Origin of the sequence: Sorangium sp. So ce726 (assembly GCF_051521405.1) — a bacterium.
GTDB lineage: Bacteria > Myxococcota_A > Polyangia > Polyangiales > Polyangiaceae > Sorangium.
The window spans coordinates 9,381,797-9,402,461 of record NZ_CP150349.1; the positions used below are offsets into that span (position 1 = coordinate 9,381,797).

At 67.2% G+C, this 20,665-nt stretch carries 17 protein-coding genes and 1 other RNA gene; 9 read left to right on the top strand and 9 right to left on the bottom strand.

Going from position 1 to position 20,665, the window contains the following annotated elements; translation table 11 throughout:
* Positions 1 to 27: 27 nt before the first annotated feature.
* Entirely contained in the window at positions 28 to 1,092 is a 1,065-nt protein-coding gene (locus WME79_RS34825; RefSeq protein ID WP_437523739.1) for an esterase/lipase family protein, read from the bottom strand.
* A gap of 348 nt (positions 1,093 to 1,440) precedes the next feature.
* Between WME79_RS34825 and WME79_RS34830 the strand changes: the two genes are divergently transcribed.
* A complete protein-coding gene (locus WME79_RS34830; protein WP_437523742.1) occupies positions 1,441 to 2,223 on the top strand; it encodes a hypothetical protein in 783 nt (260 codons plus the stop codon).
* 241 nt (positions 2,224 to 2,464) lie between these two features.
* Here WME79_RS34830 and WME79_RS34835 read toward each other — a convergent pair whose 3' ends face one another.
* Positions 2,465 to 2,755 (bottom strand): oxidative damage protection protein, encoded by a 291-nt coding sequence (locus WME79_RS34835; RefSeq protein ID WP_272095228.1) that lies wholly within the window; start codon positions 2,753 to 2,755, stop codon positions 2,465 to 2,467.
* A 411-nt stretch (positions 2,756 to 3,166) separates the two neighbouring features.
* Here WME79_RS34835 and ssrA point away from each other — a divergent pair.
* Both ssrA and WME79_RS34845 read left to right on the top strand, forming a co-directional pair.
* Positions 3,167 to 3,511: a transfer-messenger RNA gene (ssrA, locus tag WME79_RS34840) on the top strand.
* Positions 3,512 to 4,571: 1,060 nt separating this feature from the next.
* Positions 4,572 to 5,039, top strand: a complete 468-nt coding sequence (locus WME79_RS34845; RefSeq protein ID WP_437523745.1) for a hypothetical protein — start codon at positions 4,572 to 4,574, stop codon at positions 5,037 to 5,039.
* Between the two features lie 232 nt (positions 5,040 to 5,271).
* On the opposite strand, the gene WME79_RS34850 is transcribed toward WME79_RS34845, so the two are convergent.
* The 5 genes from WME79_RS34850 to WME79_RS34870 all read right to left on the bottom strand — a co-directional run bounded on the left by WME79_RS34850 (position 5,272) and on the right by WME79_RS34870 (position 10,463).
* Positions 5,272 to 5,508 (bottom strand): hypothetical protein, encoded by a 237-nt coding sequence (locus WME79_RS34850; protein WP_437540002.1) that lies wholly within the window; start codon positions 5,506 to 5,508, stop codon positions 5,272 to 5,274.
* Positions 5,509 to 6,030: 522 nt separating this feature from the next.
* A complete protein-coding gene (locus WME79_RS34855; protein ID WP_437523747.1) occupies positions 6,031 to 7,419 on the bottom strand; it encodes a glucuronyl esterase domain-containing protein in 1,389 nt (462 codons plus the stop codon).
* Positions 7,420 to 7,784: 365 nt separating this feature from the next.
* On the bottom strand, positions 7,785 to 8,615 hold the full coding sequence (locus WME79_RS34860; protein WP_437523750.1) for an SDR family oxidoreductase: 831 nt from the start codon (positions 8,613 to 8,615) through the stop codon (positions 7,785 to 7,787).
* A gap of 321 nt (positions 8,616 to 8,936) precedes the next feature.
* Positions 8,937 to 9,584 carry an acyl-CoA-like ligand-binding transcription factor gene (locus tag WME79_RS34865; RefSeq protein ID WP_437523753.1) on the bottom strand — a complete coding sequence of 216 codons (648 nt, stop codon included), beginning with the start codon at positions 9,582 to 9,584 and terminating at the stop codon, positions 8,937 to 8,939.
* Between the two features lie 225 nt (positions 9,585 to 9,809).
* Entirely contained in the window at positions 9,810 to 10,463 is a 654-nt protein-coding gene (locus WME79_RS34870) for a glutathione S-transferase family protein (RefSeq protein ID WP_437523755.1), read from the bottom strand.
* A gap of 330 nt (positions 10,464 to 10,793) precedes the next feature.
* Between WME79_RS34870 and WME79_RS34875 the strand changes: the two genes are divergently transcribed.
* From WME79_RS34875 to WME79_RS34900, 6 genes are all read left to right on the top strand, one after another.
* The gene (locus WME79_RS34875; RefSeq protein ID WP_437523758.1) at positions 10,794 to 12,047 is read left to right on the top strand and encodes a serine hydrolase domain-containing protein; all 1,254 of its coding nucleotides are present in this window, start codon (positions 10,794 to 10,796) and stop codon (positions 12,045 to 12,047) included.
* Positions 12,048 to 12,679: 632 nt separating this feature from the next.
* Positions 12,680 to 13,081: a hypothetical protein gene (locus tag WME79_RS34880; protein ID WP_437523761.1), complete on the top strand. Its 402-nt coding sequence runs from the start codon at positions 12,680 to 12,682 to the stop codon at positions 13,079 to 13,081.
* A 684-nt stretch (positions 13,082 to 13,765) separates the two neighbouring features.
* Positions 13,766 to 14,095, top strand: a complete 330-nt coding sequence (locus tag WME79_RS34885) for an ArsR/SmtB family transcription factor (RefSeq protein ID WP_437523764.1) — start codon at positions 13,766 to 13,768, stop codon at positions 14,093 to 14,095.
* Positions 14,092 to 14,532, top strand: coding sequence for an SRPBCC family protein (locus WME79_RS34890; RefSeq protein WP_437523766.1), 441 nt, complete (start codon positions 14,092 to 14,094; stop codon positions 14,530 to 14,532). The genes WME79_RS34885 and WME79_RS34890 overlap by 4 nt, the downstream gene beginning before the upstream one ends.
* Positions 14,529 to 14,948 (top strand): DoxX family protein, encoded by a 420-nt coding sequence (locus tag WME79_RS34895; RefSeq protein ID WP_437523769.1) that lies wholly within the window; start codon positions 14,529 to 14,531, stop codon positions 14,946 to 14,948. Before WME79_RS34890 ends, WME79_RS34895 begins: the two co-directional genes overlap by 4 nt.
* A gap of 8 nt (positions 14,949 to 14,956) precedes the next feature.
* Complete coding sequence (locus WME79_RS34900) at positions 14,957 to 17,356, top strand: ATP-binding cassette domain-containing protein (RefSeq protein ID WP_437523772.1); 2,400 nt, start codon at positions 14,957 to 14,959, stop codon at positions 17,354 to 17,356.
* Positions 17,357 to 17,420: 64 nt separating this feature from the next.
* Here WME79_RS34900 and WME79_RS34905 read toward each other — a convergent pair whose 3' ends face one another.
* Together WME79_RS34905 and WME79_RS34910 are read right to left on the bottom strand one after the other, a co-directional pair.
* Positions 17,421 to 19,727 carry a hypothetical protein gene (locus tag WME79_RS34905; RefSeq protein WP_437523775.1) on the bottom strand — a complete coding sequence of 769 codons (2,307 nt, stop codon included), beginning with the start codon at positions 19,725 to 19,727 and terminating at the stop codon, positions 17,421 to 17,423.
* Positions 19,728 to 19,894: 167 nt separating this feature from the next.
* Positions 19,895 to 20,266 (bottom strand): 6-pyruvoyl trahydropterin synthase family protein, encoded by a 372-nt coding sequence (locus WME79_RS34910; RefSeq protein WP_437523778.1) that lies wholly within the window; start codon positions 20,264 to 20,266, stop codon positions 19,895 to 19,897.
* Positions 20,267 to 20,665: the final 399 nt, after the last annotated feature.

Consider the following 20,665-nt stretch of genomic DNA (forward strand, 5'->3'; position numbering starts at 1 on the left):
GGGTGACCGCGGACGATGGCGGCCTCGTCAGAAGCCTTCTTGCCGGAGCCGCGCGATCACGGCGCGGTAGAAGTCGATATAGAGCCAGGGGTTCCCGTCGCCCGGACTCTGTCCGAAGAGCTGGCCTATCTCGTCGAAATGGTCGGCCGGGATACAGCCCCAGAAGTCCCCCCACCGCGCGTCCCGCGCGCGCACCAGGCCGTCGTTGGGGAACGACTCGCCGATGCCGCCGTCGAGGAGGGTCTCGGTCAGCGACAGCAGCGGGTGGACCGGATCGAGGCCGTCGTCGAACCGCGCGACGAAGGGCGCGGGGGTGAGCGTCGTGCAGTCCCTGCCGCCGCGCGCGCGGTTCGTCCGCCCGCCGAAGGAGGCATAAAACACCCCGGGAGAATCGGTGAACCTCGCGTTGAACTCCGCGATGCCGGGCGTCGAGAACTGCTCGAGCGCCGCGAAGACGCTCGTCTCGTTGCCTATCTGATCGTAGAGCGGCGCGCCGATCGCGTTGATGAGATCGTCGAGGATGTCCTGCAGGTGCTCGTCAGCGACGAGCTCGAGCGCCACGTCGGCGACCTTCGAGCCCAGGTGGGGTGTGGCGACGGTGACGATGGAGGCGACGAGGTCGGGCCTGTCGTGCGCGACAACGCGCGCGTCGAGCCCCCCCTGCGAGTGGGCGATGATGTTCACCTTCTCGTAGCCTGTCGCGTCCAGGATCTGCTCGATCCGCGCGAGCAGCTGCGCGCCGCGGACCTCGGAGCTGTTGAACGGGTCGACGGAGGGCGTGAAGACCATCTCGCCGCTCTCGGCGAGGGCCTCTTTGACGTTGTAGAAGTAGCTGACGTATCCCGCGCCCGCGAAGTCCTCGAATCCGAAGAAGCCGTGAGCGAACACGATGGGATACGGCGGGCCGAGCTTCCCTGACGGCCAGCCGCCGCCGACTTCGCCCGGGTCGTCTGACAAGCCCGACGAGCTCGCCCAGCCGCCCGAGGCGGAGCTGCCGCCCGCGCCCGTGAGCACTTCGCCGGTGCCCCCCGGCGGATCGAACTGCTCCCCGGTCGCGCCGCAGCCCGCGAGGAGAACACAGGAGGCGACCATCACACACCCTCCTAGAGCAGCGGACACCCGCCGTCGCCTTCGACGAGCACCCGTGTGAGACTTGCACTTACGCGAACCGCCAACACACGATGATGAGAATACCGACGAAGAAAGATCCAGCACGACCACCTCCTGCCGGAATCAGCTCAGACTCTGCTGATGGGATGCTGATGTCAAGCGCTGTCGGAAATTTGAACCCTTCAAGGCATTCGGCGCTTTGCGTTGCGGACAGCGGTGGGCTTCCTGCAATGCGCAACGGGTTTTGACGCCGTGCTGGCGCATTGCGTCGCGGATCGACGTTGTTTTTCCATGCGGAGGGGTGGGCTGGCTCCGGTAGGTTCGTGGGCCATGCGATCTGTCCAGAGCTCGTTTGCGCTTGTCGTGGTGGGTACCCTGGCCGCTTGCGGTGGCGCGGCGCCTCCTCCGTCAGAGCCGGATCGTGCGGAGGCCGAGGTGGCTGCTGCGGCGCCGGCTGCAAAGGAGGGCGGCGAGGCAGCGGAGGGTGAAGGTGGGAAGAAGGAGGACGCTGCGGCGGAGGCGTCACGGCAGATCCCGACGACGTGCGAACAGCGGGGCAACGAGTGTTTGCCGCCGGTGGCGTTCGTGAAGCGGCTCTGCAGCGGGTTCCATCCGGACGTGGCGCTCACCCTGTTCGCGAAGGGGTCGCCGTTCACGCGGGGGTACCTGACGCGGGACACCGACGCGGTGAACGCCTCTGGCGGGTCGTCCTCGAACGACAAGCTGGTCTTCGATGAGGAGGTGCTGATCCTCTATCACCGGGAGCCGGAGACCGGGGGCATGGTCGTGAGCGGCGCCGGGGGCGGATACGAGGTCCTGCGATGGGACGGGACGTGCGCCACGCTGATGGCGGAGGAGGTCCGGCAGCACGTGCCGCCGAAGCCGAAGTTCGCGGCGATCCCGTGGAAGAGCCTCGACCAGAAGACGCGCGACGCGTTTCTGGCCGACGAGAAGACGGGCAAGCTCATCATCGAGCGGAAGAGAGAGTGCAAGGGCGCGACGATGGGGGCGGTCACCGCGAAGTGTGAGAAGGTCGACAAGCAGATGGCGGCGGCGCTGATCGAGTACGTGCGCAACGGCGGAGCGCTGCCGGCGCCGGGACCGCTGCCCTGAGGGGCGGGGGGGGCGGCCCTGGCGTTAACCAAGATCGCGCCACATTCTCCTACATCCGAACGTTTACGTGGACGTGGACGTTTACGTGGTCGTGAACGTGGTCGTGGTCGTGGTCGTCAACGATAGGCCGTGAACGACCACGACCACGACCACGTTCACGTAAACGTCCACGTCCACGACCACGTTGGTGAGCGGGGGCGGGTGGGACCGCTGCCGGGCAGGGCCGCGGCGGGCGGGTCGGCTACTCCGGCTTGTCCTTGGGCGCCACGTAGTCGGGCGGGAGCTGCGCGGCCTCGTTCCCGCCGGTGAAGAAGTACTTGTCGAGCTCGGTCATCCAGATCCGCTGGCCGGCCTCGGAGATGAGGTCGAGGCGGTACTCGTTGATGAGCATCTTCGAGTGCTCGAGCCACATCCGCCACGCCTCCTTCGAGACGTTGTCGAAAATCCGCTTGCCCAGCTCGCCCTTCAGCGGCGGCTTCTCCAGCCCCTCCGCCTCACGGCCGAGCTTCACGCACTGGACCATCCTCGCCATAAGTTGCCCGACTCCTTTTCCTTTTCGCGGGCTTCTTAGCCGAGCCGCGGGGAGCCGTCGAGCGGGGCAGGCGCGCAGGCGAAGTCAGCAGGGGGGTCGACCAGGTAGCTGAGCCACGAGCCCTCGAGAGCGGCAGGCACGCAGGCGAGGTCAGCGGGTGGCCGACCAGATAGAGGGGCCCGACCAGACCAGGCGGGCGGGCGGCGCCAGGTTGGGGCAGCTGGAGACGGGCAAGGCCGGCGGAGGCGCGTGGAGGTAGCAGGAGGCAGGAAAGCCGGAAAATCGGACAAGCGGACCCCGACCGACGCACAGCGCCGTCCGCGACGGCGTCATCGACGGAACGATCTGACACCGAAGGGTTGACGGCAGCACGGTTTCTAGCAATATTCGGTCCGTCTGAACGAACCACGAGGGGGCGATCGGCTTCGACGTGGGGACTGAAGGTCTGTCTGCGTGCTGGCGGCTCCTGCTCCGCCTATCAAGCGGGACGTTACAAGTGCGAACGACAACGCATACGCTGTCGCGGCCTAATAACCGCTAAGCCATCCGAGGAGAAGGTCGTCCTAGTACTCTAAGGGTGTCAACCACAGGGCTGGGTCGCGTGAGGACGCCCTCGATAACGCGGCTGAGATTCAGTGAGGGATAGGTCGTAGCCGAATCTACGAACGCCGTCGCCGGCGCATGGCGACTACGCACGTGAACGAAGGTAGACTGGATGCCTTGCGGACCCGGGTTCGATTCCCGGCGCCTCCACCAAGAAGACACGGCGAGAGCCGTGTCTTCTTGCTTTTGTGTGCCCCGCGTGTGACCTGACAAATTTCGGTAGAGGTCTGGGCGGGGCTGGACAGCGTGAGGCAGGGCACCGGCAGCGGGTAGCCATAGCCGAACCGGTGGAACGGAACGGGGCGGGATGGTCGACTGGGGGCCCGCGACCCGGATCCCGGGTCCGCCCTGCGGAAAGCCGGGACCGGTGGAGCAGGACCGGATGTAGGTGGACGGGCAGCGACCCTGATCCTCCGCCGTACGCGAGACGATGCAGCCGAGCGGGCTCCTCTTGACACGGTACGGTATCTCCGCTGACCTCCCAGAGGGAAGTGGTCCTGGGGACGGTTCGAGCGGCCCTGAGGACCGGAGAGACGCTCTCTCGGCGCGGATCGCACCGTCGGCGTGTCGGGTTGTGCCGTCCTTCTGTCAACGAGATGGACGTCTCGTTGACAATCTACGCGAGCGTTCTGGACTCCAGGCATGACGACGCCGCCCTCGCCCCAGGTAGCAGGATCCGCGGGGTTGCCGATGCCCCGCCCTCGCCGGGTTTCCGCAGCGGCGGCCTCTCTTCGGAGATGCGCGGATAGCTCGCGAAAATCGCTGCCTATTCACGGGAATACGCAGACGTGCCGCGGAGCATCGCGACCTATTCGCGTGAATACTGAGATTGGCCGCGGCGCCTCGCCGCCTACATGCTATAGACCGCCGCTAGGCCGTGCAACGCAACTGATTGCGATGTTGGGCAGGCAACGGGGCAGCTATCTACCTCGGGTGACGTATGACTCACACCAAGGTCCTCAGTTACATCGCAGCGGCGCTTGCATCGAGCCTTGTATCGGTTTCCTGCGCGCGATGCGAACAGTCGGAACCCGGACGTGGCGAATCAACTGCTCCGTCGCACGCGCCTTCTGTAGCGAGGTCCGCGATCTCGGATCCCGTGGAACCAAGCCCGGAGCCCACGCTTCAGCCAGGAGCCGCGAACGACTTACCTCAACCTACGCCTCGCTCCCCTCCGATCCTCGAGGCGGACCCGAATTCGAAGGGCGTGAGAATGGGCAAGCCGCTTTTTTCCTGCGGCTACGCGAATTTTGCCTGGGGCAGGAAGGCTTACGGGCACGTCATTGATGATCAGGGCCGAATTTGGTTCTATGACCTGGGAAGGACCTGGGATCCCCAACCCGCCGGGGACGGACTCTATCTTGAGACCGGGCTGAGAGAGCGATTCAGAAATCCCGTCCTCCAGTCGCGCCGTGTTCCTCCCGCGCAGTTGGCCGCCATGCGGAAGAAGGCGGAGGTCGCCCGAGGCGGTCGAATCGAGAAGAAGCGAGTGGCGTTTGATGCGGGTAGCGGCGGCTGTGAAGCCTATCTGTGGGAGAGATCCGACGCGTACCGGGAAGTTGAGCTCGGCAGCAGTGGCAACTATGAGATTCGCAACTCCAGCTTGGAGGCCGGCCATCTCCAAGAGTGGCTACGGGAAGAACTCGGCAGCGGCACCCATCCGCAGTCCCGGCGGAAGTAATGGCTCCGAAGCGTACACGAAGCTGCCCAACGAGGCCATGCACCCGACCGGCGCGGTCGCTCGCCTCCGGCTCGCTCGCGCGACGGCGGGTGATGGCCAAGTCGTTAGGCCGCTTACGCGCCGGAGTGCTGGACCTCCTTGTCTCTGCTGCAGCGACCAGCCGCCCGATGGTCTCGTGGGCGATGCGAGCCGCCTCCACGTCGCCCGCGGCGAGCGCCGCCTCCGGCCGGCGCTACCCGCCGCGGCGAACGCGCTCGGCGGCGAGGTCAATGACGCCGGCAGCATCGGCTTCCACCGCGCCGAGCAGCCGCCCGATGGTCTCGTAGGCGATGCGAGCCGCCTCGACGTCGCCCGCCGCGAGCGCCGCCCTCATGCCTTCCGCGAGCTGGCCGAGCAGCACCGTCCGCGGGTCGGCCGGTTTCGTCCGCGATTCGTCTGCCTGACGCGGTTTCGCGCACTTAGCCGCCATCAACGGCACGGTTGCCGCTCCCGACTCATGCGGAAACCTACGCGATCCCTGCGGATCCCCGCCCTCGGCAGGCGTTTCGATTCCCGGCGCCTCCACCAAGAAGACACGGCGAGAGCCGCGTCTTCTGCTTTTGTGCGACCTGACAAAGCTTGGCGAGAGTCTGGACGGGGCTGGACGGTGTGAGGCAGGGCGCCGGCAGCGGATAGCCACAGCCGAACCGGCGGAACGGAACGGGGCGGGATGGCCGACTGGGGGCCCGCGAGCCGGTTCCCGGGTCCGCCCTGCTGGAAGCCAGGACCCGTGGAGCAGGACCGGATGCAGGTGGACCGGCGGCGACCCCGATCCCCCAACCTACCCGAGACGAGGCTGCCGAGCGGGCTCCTCCAGCTCCCCGAGCTCCCTCCCCGCCGAACCTGCGGAAGAAGGGCTCTCGGGGAGGGAAGCTTCGAACGACCGACGCCCGGGAATTACGCAGAATGGAGGGCAAGGCCAGAATGGCTTTCATGCCCCCCAAGGGCACCACTACTGCAGCACCGTCTCCATATCCCAGTCAATCCACATATCTTTCCATTCGCTGACCGGCTGCTGAACGCCATTATCCAGGATGTTCATCACGTCCGTGTTTGCACTGGTATCGCCCTCGAATGCTCGCTTGAACATTTCGCCTGCAAGGGCGGTCTGAGAGCCCGATGCGCCGCAGTGGTTTGCGCTGTACATCTGGAAACCCATGCGCTCTGGAACACCGAGCGCTTTCCATACGGGCTTTGCTGCCCATGCAGAGAGCGCTTCACAGGTTCCACCCAGGTGACACCATGAGTTCGTGCCGTTGGCATTTGTGAAGTGCACCAGATGCCGCGGGGCGATCGTCGCCAGGAGCAAGTGCGTATCAAAGGGGAGGTTGTATACCTTCGAGGGGTCGTCTCGGAGCCAACGGGCCGCGCTGGTCACCCAGGGTCCGCAGATACCGCTGTCTTCGAGGTTGTCGATGCTCTGAGGTTTGGCATCTGCACACTGCCAAACAGAACCACCTTCACCGTGCCTGAACCACTCTGCCTGACGCAAGTTGGCTACACCACCACCGCCCGACTCCACGATGACAACCACCGGCGCACGGCTGAAGACACCCGCCAGGTAAGCACCTTTTCCGCATCCGGAGCATCCCGACACCATCACCTTTGTGGGATCATGTCCGCTGCCCGGGTTCTGCTCCAGCACGTCCATCACCCGGTCAATCATCCATCCGTTGGCGATGTTGGTGTTGACCTCGGACAGGCCGAAAAGACTTCTTATCTTGCCTTCAAAGCCGCTTCCAAACGACAGCGTCTTGGTGCCCGACGGGAAAATCCCACCCGACAACTTGAGAGCGATCACATCGCCGGAGCCACTGATGCTCGCCGAGAAGCTCTCGGTTTTTTCACCCACCTTGGCAGTGATGGAAACGGTACCTCCGGACACGGTTCCGGTCACCTCATCCGGTTCGGAGGGAACTGGACCGTAAAGGTACTTGGCCGCCATTGCCAGGATTTCCTTGCGGCGGCACTCCCACTGCTCTTTGGTAGTGACCTTCGTTCCGTCAAAGAACGTGAACGGATCCGGGAGCTTCTGGTTTACCTCGGTCAGACCACTCGGCTCAGGCAAATTGGGCAGGGTACACGTGAAGTTGCCGCCGCCAGTCCCGGTGGTCGGGGAGCCGCCCGTGCTGGCTCCACTCGTCGGAGCACCGCCGCTCGTCGTGGAGCCTCCACCCGTGACTCCCCCGCTCCCGCCCGATGTCCCGCCGCCTGTGCCCGAAGCACCTTCCGTGGTACCGCCGGATCCTGCTTCTGAAGAGCAGCCAGAGAGGTTCAAGAGGGCGAGGATGGGAATCGCGAGAGCGGTTAATTTGCGCGAGGTATGAGAACGGACAGACATGGAGGCCTCCATGTTTCGAGCACAGTGGCGGAATGCGACACGCGGTGCATGACACGTAGTACGTGACACGCGGGAAAACCGCCGTACTTATAGCAGACAGCAGGAAATTTTGTGCGTTTTTCGCGTTGGTAAGGCCGCTTTCATCACGCGTGCAAATTTGCGCTGTGACTATGCCGCCCACGACGCCTTCGCGCAAGAATGATGCTGTCGCCTTTTGGTCCCAGCCCAGGGGCCGGTGAATTGGCATGGATCACTGCACCGTCGAGCTGCCCAGTGTGACGACCACTCGCATCGATCACATCGCCCGAATGAAAACGCCCGCCGAGGACGGCAGCGCGCCTCAGAGGTGATGCATTTCGCGTGACCTACGACGCTGATCCGAGCCCGAGCGTCTGCTGGATCATCGCTTCGATGGCCTCGAATGGCTGCGCGCGGCGAGCGGCCGCCGCGGCCTGCGCGTCGGCGCCAACAGGTTGCTGGAACGGCGTCTCCGGTTCGTGCGCCGCGCGCCAGATGGCCTCGACCACGAGGCGCTCGTCCGGCGCCGGTGCGGCCTCCCGGAACGAACTCATCGCCGACGCGAAGGCGTCCATGTGGGCTTGGTAAGGAGATCCGAAGTGACGCGCCGATCCCAAAGCCTTGCGGAAGATCTCCGTCGTTGGAAAGGCGCCGGGCTCCACGACCCGCACGCGGACGCCGAACGGCTTGGTCTCATGATAGAGGGCTTCGGACATGCCCACGAGCGCAAATTTGGTCGCGGCGTAGATGCCGTCCCCCGGCAATGCGATGAACCCGGCAGCTGAAGACACATTGACGATCACCCCCTGTCGTCGGGCGCGCATCGAGGGCAGCACCGCCCTGATCATCCGCAGCGGACCGAAGAAGTTCGTCTCAAACAGGCGGTATGCCTGGGCGTCCGACGTCTCCTCGACCGTGGCGCGCAGGAAGATCGCCGCGTTGTTGACCAACGCGTCGAGCGGGCCTGCCGCCAGCGCCTGGGTGACACCGCGCTCGACAGCCACGTCGTCGGTGACATCGATCACGACCGGCGTCACGCCGAGTTCTCTCAATTCGCCGACGGTTCTTGCGCTCAAGTCACGCACGCCGGCGAACACCTCGTCCCCACGAGCTCGGAACGTCTTGGCTGCCTCGAAGCCGAACCCGCTGCTGCATCCGGTAATCAATACCCTTGCCATAAGCTTCCTTTCTTGTCGTGTAGAGGGTCTCACGCGCTGGCGTCGCGCGATGGTGAGCGTCCGCCGCCAATTCAGACGTGGCCGCCTTGGCCAAGCGGTTCGGCAAGGTCGATCCAAACGGAAGCTGTAGAGGCGCGCAGAGCACCTTTCGGATCGCAGGATCGTGGAGCGACCGAGCACCGGAACGCGGCGGGTAGCAGCGACCCAGGCACAATAGCCTCTCAGTGGCATTTGTCAAGAAGGCGCGTTTTCTCTTGCGGGCGCGCCTCGCCGGCAGACGAACCGGCGGCGCGCCTCAGGCGGAAACGACCGAGCCGGCGCTTATTGCGGCGAGGTGCCGCTCCCACCGCCGCCGAACTCGCATGCGAGCGTCCGGAAGGCCTCGTCCACGAGCCCTGGCAGGTCGTCGGTGGCCCCGCGCGCGATCCACGCGTCCATCGCGGATTGCACGACCGCCATCGCGCAGCTCGCCAGCACGCGCGGCGCGAGATCGTGCCGCGCGTCCAGGCCCATGCGCTCGGCCAGCGGCTCGCAGATCTCCTCCCCGCAGTGTCCCAGCCGCTCGCGCTGCCTCGCGCGGATCGCCGGCGTCCGCGCGACGAACTGCTGGATCAGGGCGAAGCGGGGCAGATCCCCCTCGTGGAGCTTCACGATCGTCTTGACGGCGTTTCGCAGCGCCACGACGGGCGGCTCGCTCCGCGGGCGCGCCCGCACCGCCTCGCGCGCCGCCTCGATGAAGTCGTCCATCCACGCGATCACGAGGTCTTCCTTCGACTCGAAGTAGCGGAAGAACGTCCTCCGCGAGACCTCGACCACCCCGAGCACGTCATCGAGGGTCGTCTGCTCGTAGCCGTTCTTCAAGAAGAGCTCGATCGCGGTCTCGATGATCTGCGCCCGCGTGCGCTCCTTCTTGCGTTCCCTGAGCCCCGAGACGCCGGCCTCCTTCATGCGGGCCAAGGTACCACGCACACGCTTCGGGTGCTCCTCCCTGACAAACGCTACTGAGGAGCACGTCGTGCTTCGCCGTGGGTGGGGGCCGGACGAAGAGGCTGGCGCGCGAGGCGTCGCGGCTTGCCGCTCATCGCCGCCTCGGCTGCCACGGAGGCCCGGACTGCCCCGCGCTCGTGCGCCTCGTCACCAGCCCGTGTCGCTTGCTCCTCGCGGACCTCTTGGCCCTATCAGCGAAGACCGCGATCAGCCGGTCGACGGCTTGCCGGTGTTAACCGCCAATTGAGCGTCGAAGGCTCGCTTGTAGGCGGGCCGCGCTTCGCCGCGGGCGACATAAGCGGCCAGGTTTGGGTATTCGTCCAGAATGCCCGATGGTCTCGACCTGAGCAGCACCGACACCATCATCAAGTCGCCGGCGCTGAACGCGCCATCGAGCCAGCCGGCATCGCCCAGGCGAACGGAAAGCTGGCCGAGCCGAGCGCGGACGCGATCCTCGACCAGAGGCAGGCGCGCCGCATACCAGGGCTTGTCGCCCTCCAGGATCCTGGCGGCTCCGAGTTCAAGAATCGGTGGCTCTACCGTGTTAAGCGCGGCAAACATCCATGTGATCGCGCGCGCCCGAGCGTTGGCGTCGTCCGGCAGCAAGCCCGCATGTCGCTCGGCGATGTGAAACACGATCGCCCCTGTCTCGAACAGCGCGAGATCGCCCTCCTCATAGGTCGGAATCTGGCCGAAAGGATGAAGCGCCAGATGCGCGGGTTCCTTCATCGCACGAAACGAAACAAGGCGAACCTGGTAGGGTTGGCCCACTTCCTCGAGCGCCCAGCGAACGCGCGTATCACGCGCCAGTCCCTTGCCGCCATCGGGCGAGCGTTCAAAAGCGGTAATGGTGACGGTCATCGAGAGGCTCCTCCTTGGCGAAAATCATAGGCTGCGGAGGCAGACCTTTGCAAGCACGGCGGCGATTCGGAGGCGGCCCCGCTTGCCGATGCCCCGCCCTCGCCGGGTCTCCTCAGCGGCGGCCTATCTTCGGCGATGCGCAGGTATCTCGCGAAAGTCGCTGCCTATTCACGGGAACACGCAGATAGGCCGCAGAGCGTCGCGACCTATTCGCGGGAAAACGGAGATTGGCCGCGGCGCCTCGTCGCCTACATGATATAACTTGCCGCCAGGCCGTGCGACGCAGCTGATTGTGCCGTGAACCGGACATGGAATGAATCGAGGGAACCAATGAACGAAGGAGACCAGATCGCGAGGGCCGTCGGAGCCATCGTAGGCGCTGGCGCGCTCGCCAACGCAGCAACGATGGTTTGTCGCGACGGCGAGGTGATTCAGCGCGCGTCTGTTGGGTGGCGAGACATGGAGGCCAAGCTGCCCCTTGAGCATGACAGTCTGTTCCGCATCGCGTCGATGACAAAGCCGATCACCTCGACGGCGGCGCTCATGCTGTTCGAGGAGGGGCGCTTCGCGCTGACCGATCCGATCACTCGCTGGGCACCGGAGTTCAGAGACATGCGCGTCCTGCGTTCTCCCACGGGCCCGATCGACGAGACCGACCCGGCAGAACGGCTGATCACCTTCGAGGATCTGCTGACGCACCGCTCGGGACTGACCTACGGGGCTTTCCATCGTGGACCCATCGCGAAGGCCTATGGGGAGGCGCTGGGAGGCGATATCGACAGCCACGTGGCGCCCGATGATTGGATCACGCGGCTGGCTGCCTTGCCGTTGCTCGACCAGCCGGGGGCCACCCTTCACTATGGTCACTCGACCGATCTCCTTGGGTTGCTCATTGCACGCATCGAGGACGCGCCGCTCGGCGACGTGCTCAAGCGCCGGATCTTCGATCCGCTTGGCATGGCCGACACCGGCTTCATCGTGCCACGTGAGAAACGGGAGCGGCGGGTCAAGAACTACGGGTTCGATGGTTCGGGCCGCCTCTCCGCGCGCCTCACCTGTCCAGGCGATTCGACGGTCCCTGAACGGCCTGATGACATGAAATATGTCTCCGGCGGCCAGGGGCTGTGGTCGACATTGGACGACTATCTCGCATTCGCGCGCATCTTCCTGGGAGCAGGCGCCGTGGATGGCGTGCGTATAGTGCGGCCCGAGACTCTCGCCTTGATGACCTCCAACCGTCTCACGGAGCAGCAGCGCGCCACGGCTGAAGTGGGAGGCATGCCGCTCTTCCGGGGCGGTCATGGGTTCGGGATGGGCGTCGCCGTGGTGCTCGATCCGAAGAAGGCCGAGCCCACGGTGTGTGGGGGCCGCGAGGGTGCAGTCGGCTGGCCAGGCGGCTTCGGAGGCTGGTGGCGCGCGGACGCCAACGACAACTCGGTGCTGATTTTTCTGGCACATAACATGGTCGAGCGGGACCAGCTCAGCAGAGGCATCGGCTTGGGAGTCTACGAAGCCATCACCCGGTTCCAAGCCTTGGCGTCGGGCGACGACCGCCGACGACCTCATCACTCAGCAGCCGGCTAACAAGCCGTTGCGGCTGACGGGGACGCGCGCTCACGCACGCATCCCCGCAGCTGAACGGCCAGACGTCAGGCTGCTTACGCGCCGGAGGTACGCGCTCGGCAGAGCACATCCTGACGTCGAGCAGGCCAGGGACACAGGCTTGGCGTGCGATGCGAGAGCGGCGGCAGGGCGCCGGCAACAGCGGCGAGACCGGACGGAGGGACTGCGAAGCGACGACCGAGGAGCGCGCTGCTTCGGCAGAAGGCGACGCCGTCGCGTCCAGAGCGACGCGGGTCGCGGTCGTCGACGCGGGCCGAGGCTGCCTCGCAGAGCACCGCCCCAGGCCCCCTGGGCCGCGGGCAGAGCCGCCCCGCACCCAGCATCGTCAGCCCCGGCGAGAGCGGCAAGGGGCCACGCCCATGGCGCTCGTTGGCTGGCCACGACGCGCCGTAGCGCGCCCTCGGCGCAAGTTGCGCAAGGTTAGCTCAATTCGCCACGCCCCGGCGCGCGCCGGCGCCGTTCGTGGCCGGGGGAGCACGCGCGTCGCCGTGTGGTCCCCCCTTTGCAATGCCCCCCAGCGCGACGGCGGATCGGTGATCGCCGCAGCCGTCGTGCCCTCTCTGTGCCTCTCGCCTCGTAAGAAGGAGCTACCCATGATTCAGCAGATTCGCCTGGTCCTCGCCTCGCTCGTCGCCTCCGCCACCATCGCCGGCTGCGTGATGAGCGCCGATCCTGCCGGAGAGGATCTCGCCGGAGAGGAGGGCGAGATCGTGGAGTCAGCGCAGCAGCCGCTGCCGTCGAGCGGCTACTTCCGCACGTACTACAGCGACGCGTCCTACTCGACGGTCGTGGGCTGGGTGAACTGGGAGTGCGACCCGAATTACCGGGAGGCCGACGGCGATACATCGCGCTTTTACAAGCAGCGCCGCTTCGACTGCCCCACGTTCGACAATCCCTTGCTCCCCGCGTGCGATCTCTGCAACACCTACACGACCTCGGACGGGTACACCTTCACGAACTGTAGCCTCATCGCCTGCCCGCGGACTCCCTGGTGATCCCCGCCGCGCGCCGTGTCGCGTCGACGTCGGGCGCTGCGCAAGTCCCTCCTACAGCACCGGGGCACACGTGACCCTCAGACCGGAGGGTGCCGGCGGCCTCCCGGGAGGCACGCGCGGCAGCGCTCAGGGCAGTTCCCGAGCGGCAACGCGTTCAACGACTTACTCAATACCATCTACTTCACCGCAGGCATCCACCCGTTCGTGCGCCCCTTCACGTACCAAGAGAGCTGGCTGCTTCGCGATTGCATGAGCGGACAGGTATTTCGATTTGGATCTCGAGAGAACCTGATGCAACTCGGCCGCAAGACACTCGCGGAGCTCGGTGTCTTCCCAGGCATGATGCTGCAGATCGTCCCGGCAAAGGACACGTAAGGGACAGGAAAGCGCGCCTGGAATAACGGCCGGCTCCGGGCCGTACTCGACACCGTGGCGATGCTCGCTGTGCCGTAGCTCACCCCCAGCTCATCGCAAAGGGGCCGCTCTCAGAGAGCATGCACCGTCGGTGAACGGCGAGGCAGTCGTCGGCGGGGACGACGCTGGCGTCCATCCCGTCGACATCGACGTGACCTGCGATGTGCTGCACGGGAAACAACGCAAAAACCATGCCTTCCTACCCCGACGCACCCGGGCAGCCCGATCCGCGCGCTTGACAATCAATAAGCCGTGGCTTATAAGTCGTGGATGCAGAGCGCGGCCGTGGTCGAAGACAAGATCTTCCAGGCGCTGGCGGACCCCAGCCGCCGGGCGATCTTCGAGTCGCTCACGCGTGGCGAAGCGGCCGTGAAGGACCTCACGGCGCGCTTCGACATCTCGCAACCGGCGATCTCGCAGCACCTCGCCACGTTGAAAGACGCTGGGCTGGTGAGCGGCCGGCGCGAGGGGCGCTGTGTCTACTACCGGGTGGAGCCGCGCGGGTTGAAGCCGCTCGTCGACTGGATCGCGCACTACCGCGCCTTCTGGACGGAGCGCGTCGATCGCCTCGAACAACTGCTGGAGAAAATGGACGAATGAACCTCACCGACACGACCGCACAATCGCAAACCGAATCCATTTCGTTCGAGTTCGATCTGCGTCATTCGCCGGAGAAGGTGTGGCGCGCGCTCACCGAACCGGCGCTGCTCGCGGAGTGGCTCCTGCCCACCATCGGCCTCCAGCTCGAGCCGGGGGCGGCGTTCACGCTCAAGACGCAGCCGTACCCCGGCTGGGACGGCACCGTGAATTGCCGGTTCGTCGAGATCGAAGCCCATCGGAAGCTCAGCTACACGTGGAGCGTCCCCTTCCTGGAAACCGTCGTGACCTTCACGCTCACGCCGACGGCGTCGGGCACGCGCCTGTCCCTCGTGCAATCGGGCTTCAAGCCGGACCAGAAGCAGAACTTCGCGGGCGCGCGCTACGGCTGGAAGATGATGGGCGGGAAGCTCGTCGACCTGCTCGAGAGGGTCTCATGATCCGGGCGAGGCTCGTGGCCTACTGGGTGACCACAGGCCTGGTCGCGTCGTCCCTGGTCTCGGGCGGCGTGGCCCACGTCCTCCACGCGCCAGAAAGCGTCGACGGCTTCGTGCGCCTCGGCTACCCGCTGCACTTCGTCACGTTCCTCGGCATCTGGAAGATCCTCGGCGCGCTCGCGCTGCTGGCGCCCAGATTCCCGCGCTTGAAGGAGTGGGCGTACGCGGGCCTCGTCTTCGACCTCACCGGCGCCGCCTACGCCTGGGCCGCCGTCGGCGCCAGCGACTCCATGAGCAACGCCGGCCACATCATCGCGCCGCTCGTGGTCCTCGCGCTGGCGGTGACGTCGTGGGCGCTGCGGCCGGACTCGCGCAGATTGCCGGAGCCTCTTCACAGACCGTCGGTGTTGATGACATGATCGCGAACATGGCCTCCTCCAGACAGCACTCCGCAGACAGCCACGATTTGATCCGCGTCCAGGGCGCCCGGGAAAACAACCTCAAGGACGTCAGCGTCGAGATCCCCAAGCGGCGGCTGACCGTGTTCACCGGCGTCTCGGGATCGGGCAAGTCGTCGCTGGTGTTTGGCACCATCGCCGCGGAGTCGCAGCGGCTGATCAACGAGACCTACAGCGCGTTCGTGCAGGGGTTCATGCCGACGCTGGCCCGGCCCGAGGTCGACGTGCTGGAAGGGCTGACGACCGCGATCATCGTCGATCAGGAGCGGATGGGCCAGAACTCCCGCTCGACGGTCGGCACGGCGACCGACGCCAACGCGATGCTGCGGGTGCTGTGGAGCCGCCTCGGCAAGCCGCACATCGGCTCGTCCAACGCCTTCTCCTTCAACGTCCCGTCGGTCCGCGGGGTCGGGGCGATCTCGATCGAGAAGGCCGGCGGGAAGAAGACCGAGAAGCGCGAGTTCGTGGTCAACGGAGGCATGTGCCCGCGATGCGAGGGCATGGGCTCGGTCTCCGACTTCGACCTGTCCCAGCTTTACGATGACAGCAAGTCGCTCAACGAGGGCGCGCTCACCATCCCCGGTTACTCGATGGATGGATGGTACGGGCGCATCTTCAACGGCTGCGGCTTCTTCGACCCGAACAAGCCGATCCGCAAGTTCACGAAGAAGGAGCTCCACGACCTGCTCCACAAGGAGCCGACCAAGATCAAGGTCGAAGGCATCAACCTGACCTACGAAGGGCTGATCCCGAAGATCCAGAAGTCGATGCTGTCCAAGGACGTCGACGCGATGCAGCCCCACATCCGGGCGTTCGTGGAGCGCGCGATCAAGTTCTCCACGTGTCCCGAGTGCGGCGGCACGCGGCTCAGCGAGGCTGCCCGGTCCTCCAAGATCAAGGGGATCAACATCGCCGACGCCTGCGCGATGCAGATCAACGACCTGGCCAAGTGGGTGCGCGATCTGAACGAGCCGTCCGTCAAGCCGCTGCTGGCGACGCTGCGGCACACGCTCGACTCGTTCGTCGAGATCGGGCTGGGCTACCTCAGCCTCGACCGGCCGTCGGGCACGCTGTCGGGCGGCGAGGCGCAGCGCACCAAGATGATTGGCCACCTCGGGTCGTCGCTCACCGACGTCACCTACGTCTTCGACGAGCCGACGGTGGGGCTGCACCCCCACGACATCCAGCGGATGAACGAGCTGCTGCTGCGGCTGCGCGACAAGGGCAATACCGTCCTCGTGGTCGAGCACAAACCGGAGACGATCGCGATCGCCGACCACGTCGTCGATCTCGGCCCCGGCGCCGGCACCGCCGGCGGCGAGGTGGTCTTCACGGGCACCGTCGACGGGCTGCGGGCGAGCGGCACGCTCACCGGGCGTCACCTGAGCGACCGGGCCTCCCTGAAGCCGTCGGTGCGGAAACCGTCGGGTGTGATGAAGGTGCGCGGCGCCCGCGCGCACAACCTGAAGAACGTCGACGTCGACATCCCGCTCGGCGTGCTGGTGGTCGTCACCGGCGTGGCGGGGTCGGGCAAGAGCTCGCTGATCCACGGCTCTGTGTCCGGCCGTGATGGGGTGGTGTCGGTCGACCAGACCCCGATCCGTGGCTCGCGGCGGAGCAACCCGGCGACGTACACCGATCTGCTGGAGCCGATCCGCAAGGCGTTCGCGAAGGCCAACAACGTGAAGCCCGCGCTGTTCAGCGCCAACTCCGAGGGTGCCTGTCCGACCTGCAATGGCGCCGGGGTGATCTACACCGACCTCGCCATGATGGCCGGCGTCACCACGGTGTGCGAGGACTGCGAGGGCAAGCGGTTCCAGGCGTCGGTCCTGGAGTACCGCCTCGGCAAGCTCAACATCGCCGAGGTGCTCGATCTGTCGGTCGCAGAGGCGGTCGGCTTCTTCGGCGCTGGCAAGGGGCACACGCCGGCCGCGCACGCGATCCTGCAGCGCATGGCCGACGTGGGGCTCGGCTATCTGCGGCTCGGCCAACCGCTCACCACGCTCTCGGGCGGCGAGCGGCAGCGGCTCAAGCTCGCGACGCACATGGGCGCCGACGGCGGCGTCTACGTGCTCGACGAGCCGACCACGGGGCTGCACCTGGCCGACCTAGAGCAGCTGCTCGGGCTGCTGGACCGGCTTGTCGACTCCGGCAAGTCGGTCATCGTGATCGAGCACCACCAGGCGGTGATGGCGCACGCCGACTGGATCATCGACCTCGGGCCGGGCGCGGGCCATGACGGCGGGCGGATCGTGTTCGAAGGCACCCCGGCCGACCTGGTGGCGGTGAAGTCGACGCTGACCGGCGAGCACCTGGCGGCGTTCGTCGGAAGCCAGCCAAAGGCTGCCCGAGCTGGGAAATCTCGCTGAGCGAGTCCGCGTTACCCACCCGCCGGCGCCACGAGCGCGCCGGCGGGGAGCGCGATGGTTCTCCTCAGGCAAACCGCGCCGAGAGCCGCATGCGCCACTCGGCCCAGGCGCGCACCTCCGGCAGCGGGTCGGCCGCCAATCGGGCGATGGCCTCGGCGGGCACCGCGGCGTTGAGCGGCGCGGCGCGGCGCACGTCGGGCTCGGGATCGCGCGCCAGCTCTTCGAGCAGCTCCGGCGGCGCGGCCGCGTTCCACAGCACCGCGCGCCGGACCCAGCGCTCGGGATCGCGCGCGAGCCGTCGCAGGCCCTCCGCGGGCGAACGCAGGTTGGCCGCGGCGCCAGCGCGGACGTCGTCGTCCTCGTCGCGGGAGAGGCGCTCCCAGATCTCGGCCGACAGCTCGGCGCGCTCGGCCGCCGCGGCGCGCACCATTCCCAGCACGTCGCTCGAGAGCCGCTCGATGATCTCGAGCGGCGTGGCGGCGAGGCCGACAATCCGGCTCCGCGTGTAGCCATAATCGTCGCGGCTGAGGACCTCGAGCAGATCGCCGGGGAGCCAGGGGTGAAGCGCCATCTCGTACCCTCCGAGCCGATACTGCTCCTCGATGTGCGGGGCGAGGAGCGGCGTCGGGAACGAAGGGTGGGAGTAGACGCCGTATCGTTGCGCCTCGTCGATGGAGGCGTCGAGCGGCAACGGAGGCCCGGAGACTCGGCCCGTGTAGCGCCAGCGCCCGAACGCCTCGTGCTTGCCTTCCGGCTCCTGGTAGTGAGGGTGCAGCTCGAGAATGGCCCGATCCTCGGCGGGTAGCGCCGCCGCGTAGCACAGGGCGTAGATGACCGACGAGGTGGGATCGGCGGTGAGCCGCGCGAGCAGGCCGGGCGGCGCATTCGGGTGCTCCGCGACCATCACGCGCACGTCTTTTTTCGGATCGCCGGCGAGTTCCTCCAGCAGCGACGCCTGGAGATCGGGCCGCGCCGCCACCGCCATGCGCACCGCCGCGTCGGCGTCGCGCGCGAGGGCGGTGACGTCCGCGGGATCGAGCGCGGGGGCGAGGGCCACCGCGTGGCGCACCACCGGCGATCGGTGCGCGGCGAGAGAACGGCGCAGATCGGGATCGAGCGCCGGGTGACGGGCCGCCGCGCGGACCAGCCAGAGGGCGAGCGGCGCGTCGATCTCGCGATCGAGGGTGGCGAGCGACGCGAGCGCCTCCGGAGCGGCGCGCGGATGAAGGGCGATGGCCTCCGCTTCGAGGAGGGCGCGCTCGAGCCCCTCCACGCTGTGCAGCGAGCGCGCAGCGCGGCCGAGCAGCCGGCTCAACGTCCCCGTCGACGAGGACGGGTGTCGGGCCACAGCGCGGCGCACGGCATCGTCGGGATCGTCGGCGAGCGCGGCCAGCACCTCGCCTGCGGCCGCGGGGTTCTGCGCCACGTGCTCGCGCACCTCGGCGACCGGGTAGCGCGCAGCGCGCTCCAGGTCCTCGCGCCGCGCGCTCGTGGCGTCCGCGAAGGCCTGCCGGTGCACGACGCGCCGGAGCTCCTCGACCAGGTGATGGTGGCGCTCCACGGCCTCGGCCTCGGCGAGCCGCCGCGCCGCCTCCTCGTCCCGCCCCAGGAACACATCGACCAGCCCGCGCGCCGCGAGCGTGTGCGCCTTCTCGCCCGGCGCGACGACCCGCTCGTGCGCGACGAGCGCCTCCCGTTCGGCGTCTGCGAGGGCCTGCCCCGCGAGCGCCCGGCGCGCGTGCTCGACGATCGCGGCCGCGAGCTGCGTGTCCAGCCAGCCCATGTACCAGCCGCGGAACGAGAGCCCGGTCGGCCCCATCTCTGCATCGCCCTCGGCCGCCGTGAAGTCGCTCCACACCTGGCCGGCCAGATCCCCGGTCACGACGAGGAAATCGAAGTAGCCACAGCCTTTGTCGGAGAGATAGAGACAGCCGTCGTACGGGTTGTCGCCAGCGGGGATGGGGAGCGGGTTCGGGCGCCCCTCGGCGTCGAGCACCGCCCAGCGCTCGCGAAGCCGGAAGGGCTTGTCCATCTCCGCAGGTCGGCTGAGCGGCGGGCGCTCTCCCGTGCCGGCGGAGACGCGATCGCCGTCGATCGAGGTGATCACCACCTCCACCCGCGGCAGGGCGTCCGGCGTCCAGGCGTCGAGAGGGGCCAGGCCGTAGTCCGGGCCGGCGCCGCCGTCGGCGATGTGGAGGACGAAGTCGCGGTACTCGTCGGGCAAGCGGATCCGCCGCGCCGCCTCGAAGGCGCCGACCTGCTCGGGTGAGGCCGGCGGGCGGAGCTCGAGCGATTCGCGCTGATCTTCGGGGGTGAGCGCGCGGAGCGCGGCGAACTTGGCGCGAGCGTCAGAGATCCAGGTCGACTCCATGGCGCCCACGGTGGCCCGGCGCGCGCGAGGGGTCAACGGATGTGCCAAGCACCGTGAGACGTCACGCCGAGAAGCGCGATATGGTTCTTTCTGGAGTGGCTGCCCGCGGCAAGGTCATCGGCGGCGTGCTCGTTGGCCATCGCTGCCAGGACCTGAGACGGGCCCGGCTAGGGTTTGTACGTAAACCGGGCGCGGATCGCATCGTCGCGCAGGAGGGTCACGCAGTCGAGGCGTACGCCCGGCGGCAGCCGCGGCGCGAGCTTGCGATAAAGGACTTCGGCCATGCGCTCACTCGAGCTGTTGAGGGCCGCAAACTCGGGCAGATGGTTCAGCGTCTTGCCATCGAACGAGCTGATAGCGTCGGCGAGCAGCCGATCGAGCGCGTTGAAATCCATGACCCCGCCGATTTCGTCGAGCCGTTCCGCCGACACCTGGGCGTGGACATGCCACCTGTGGCAGTGCAGCGGCTCGTACTTGCCGTCGTGCAGCCGCAGCGCGTGGGCGACATGCAGAAGGCGCTCGATCGTGAGCTCGTACATCTCGGTCTCCTCGGTTGGGCGCCCCCCCGGGCGCGATCAGCTCCCGACGCCCGCCAGCACCTCGGCCACGCGCGCGACCGCGAGGGACACGTCCCCTCGCTGGTGACGATCATAGCGCCGGGGCAAGAGATCCGCTGGCCGGCCGAACGCCGCCGGCGAACTTCGCAGCAGCCGTCTTCGCGACCGCAGTCGCCTCCGCGAACGGAGCAGCCGCCCGCGGGATCAGGTCATCCGTCTCCGGCGGTGCCATGTCCGGCGTACCCGCCCGGAACGGCCGGTTCTGGCGCACGCTCCATGGCGTGCTTGCCCTCGCCTACCCCGCTGCCTCACGGCTGTGGGCGGCATGGCCATGGCGGAGCGGCGGAGCGGCGATACTCGCCTTCTGGCTGGTGTCCTGGT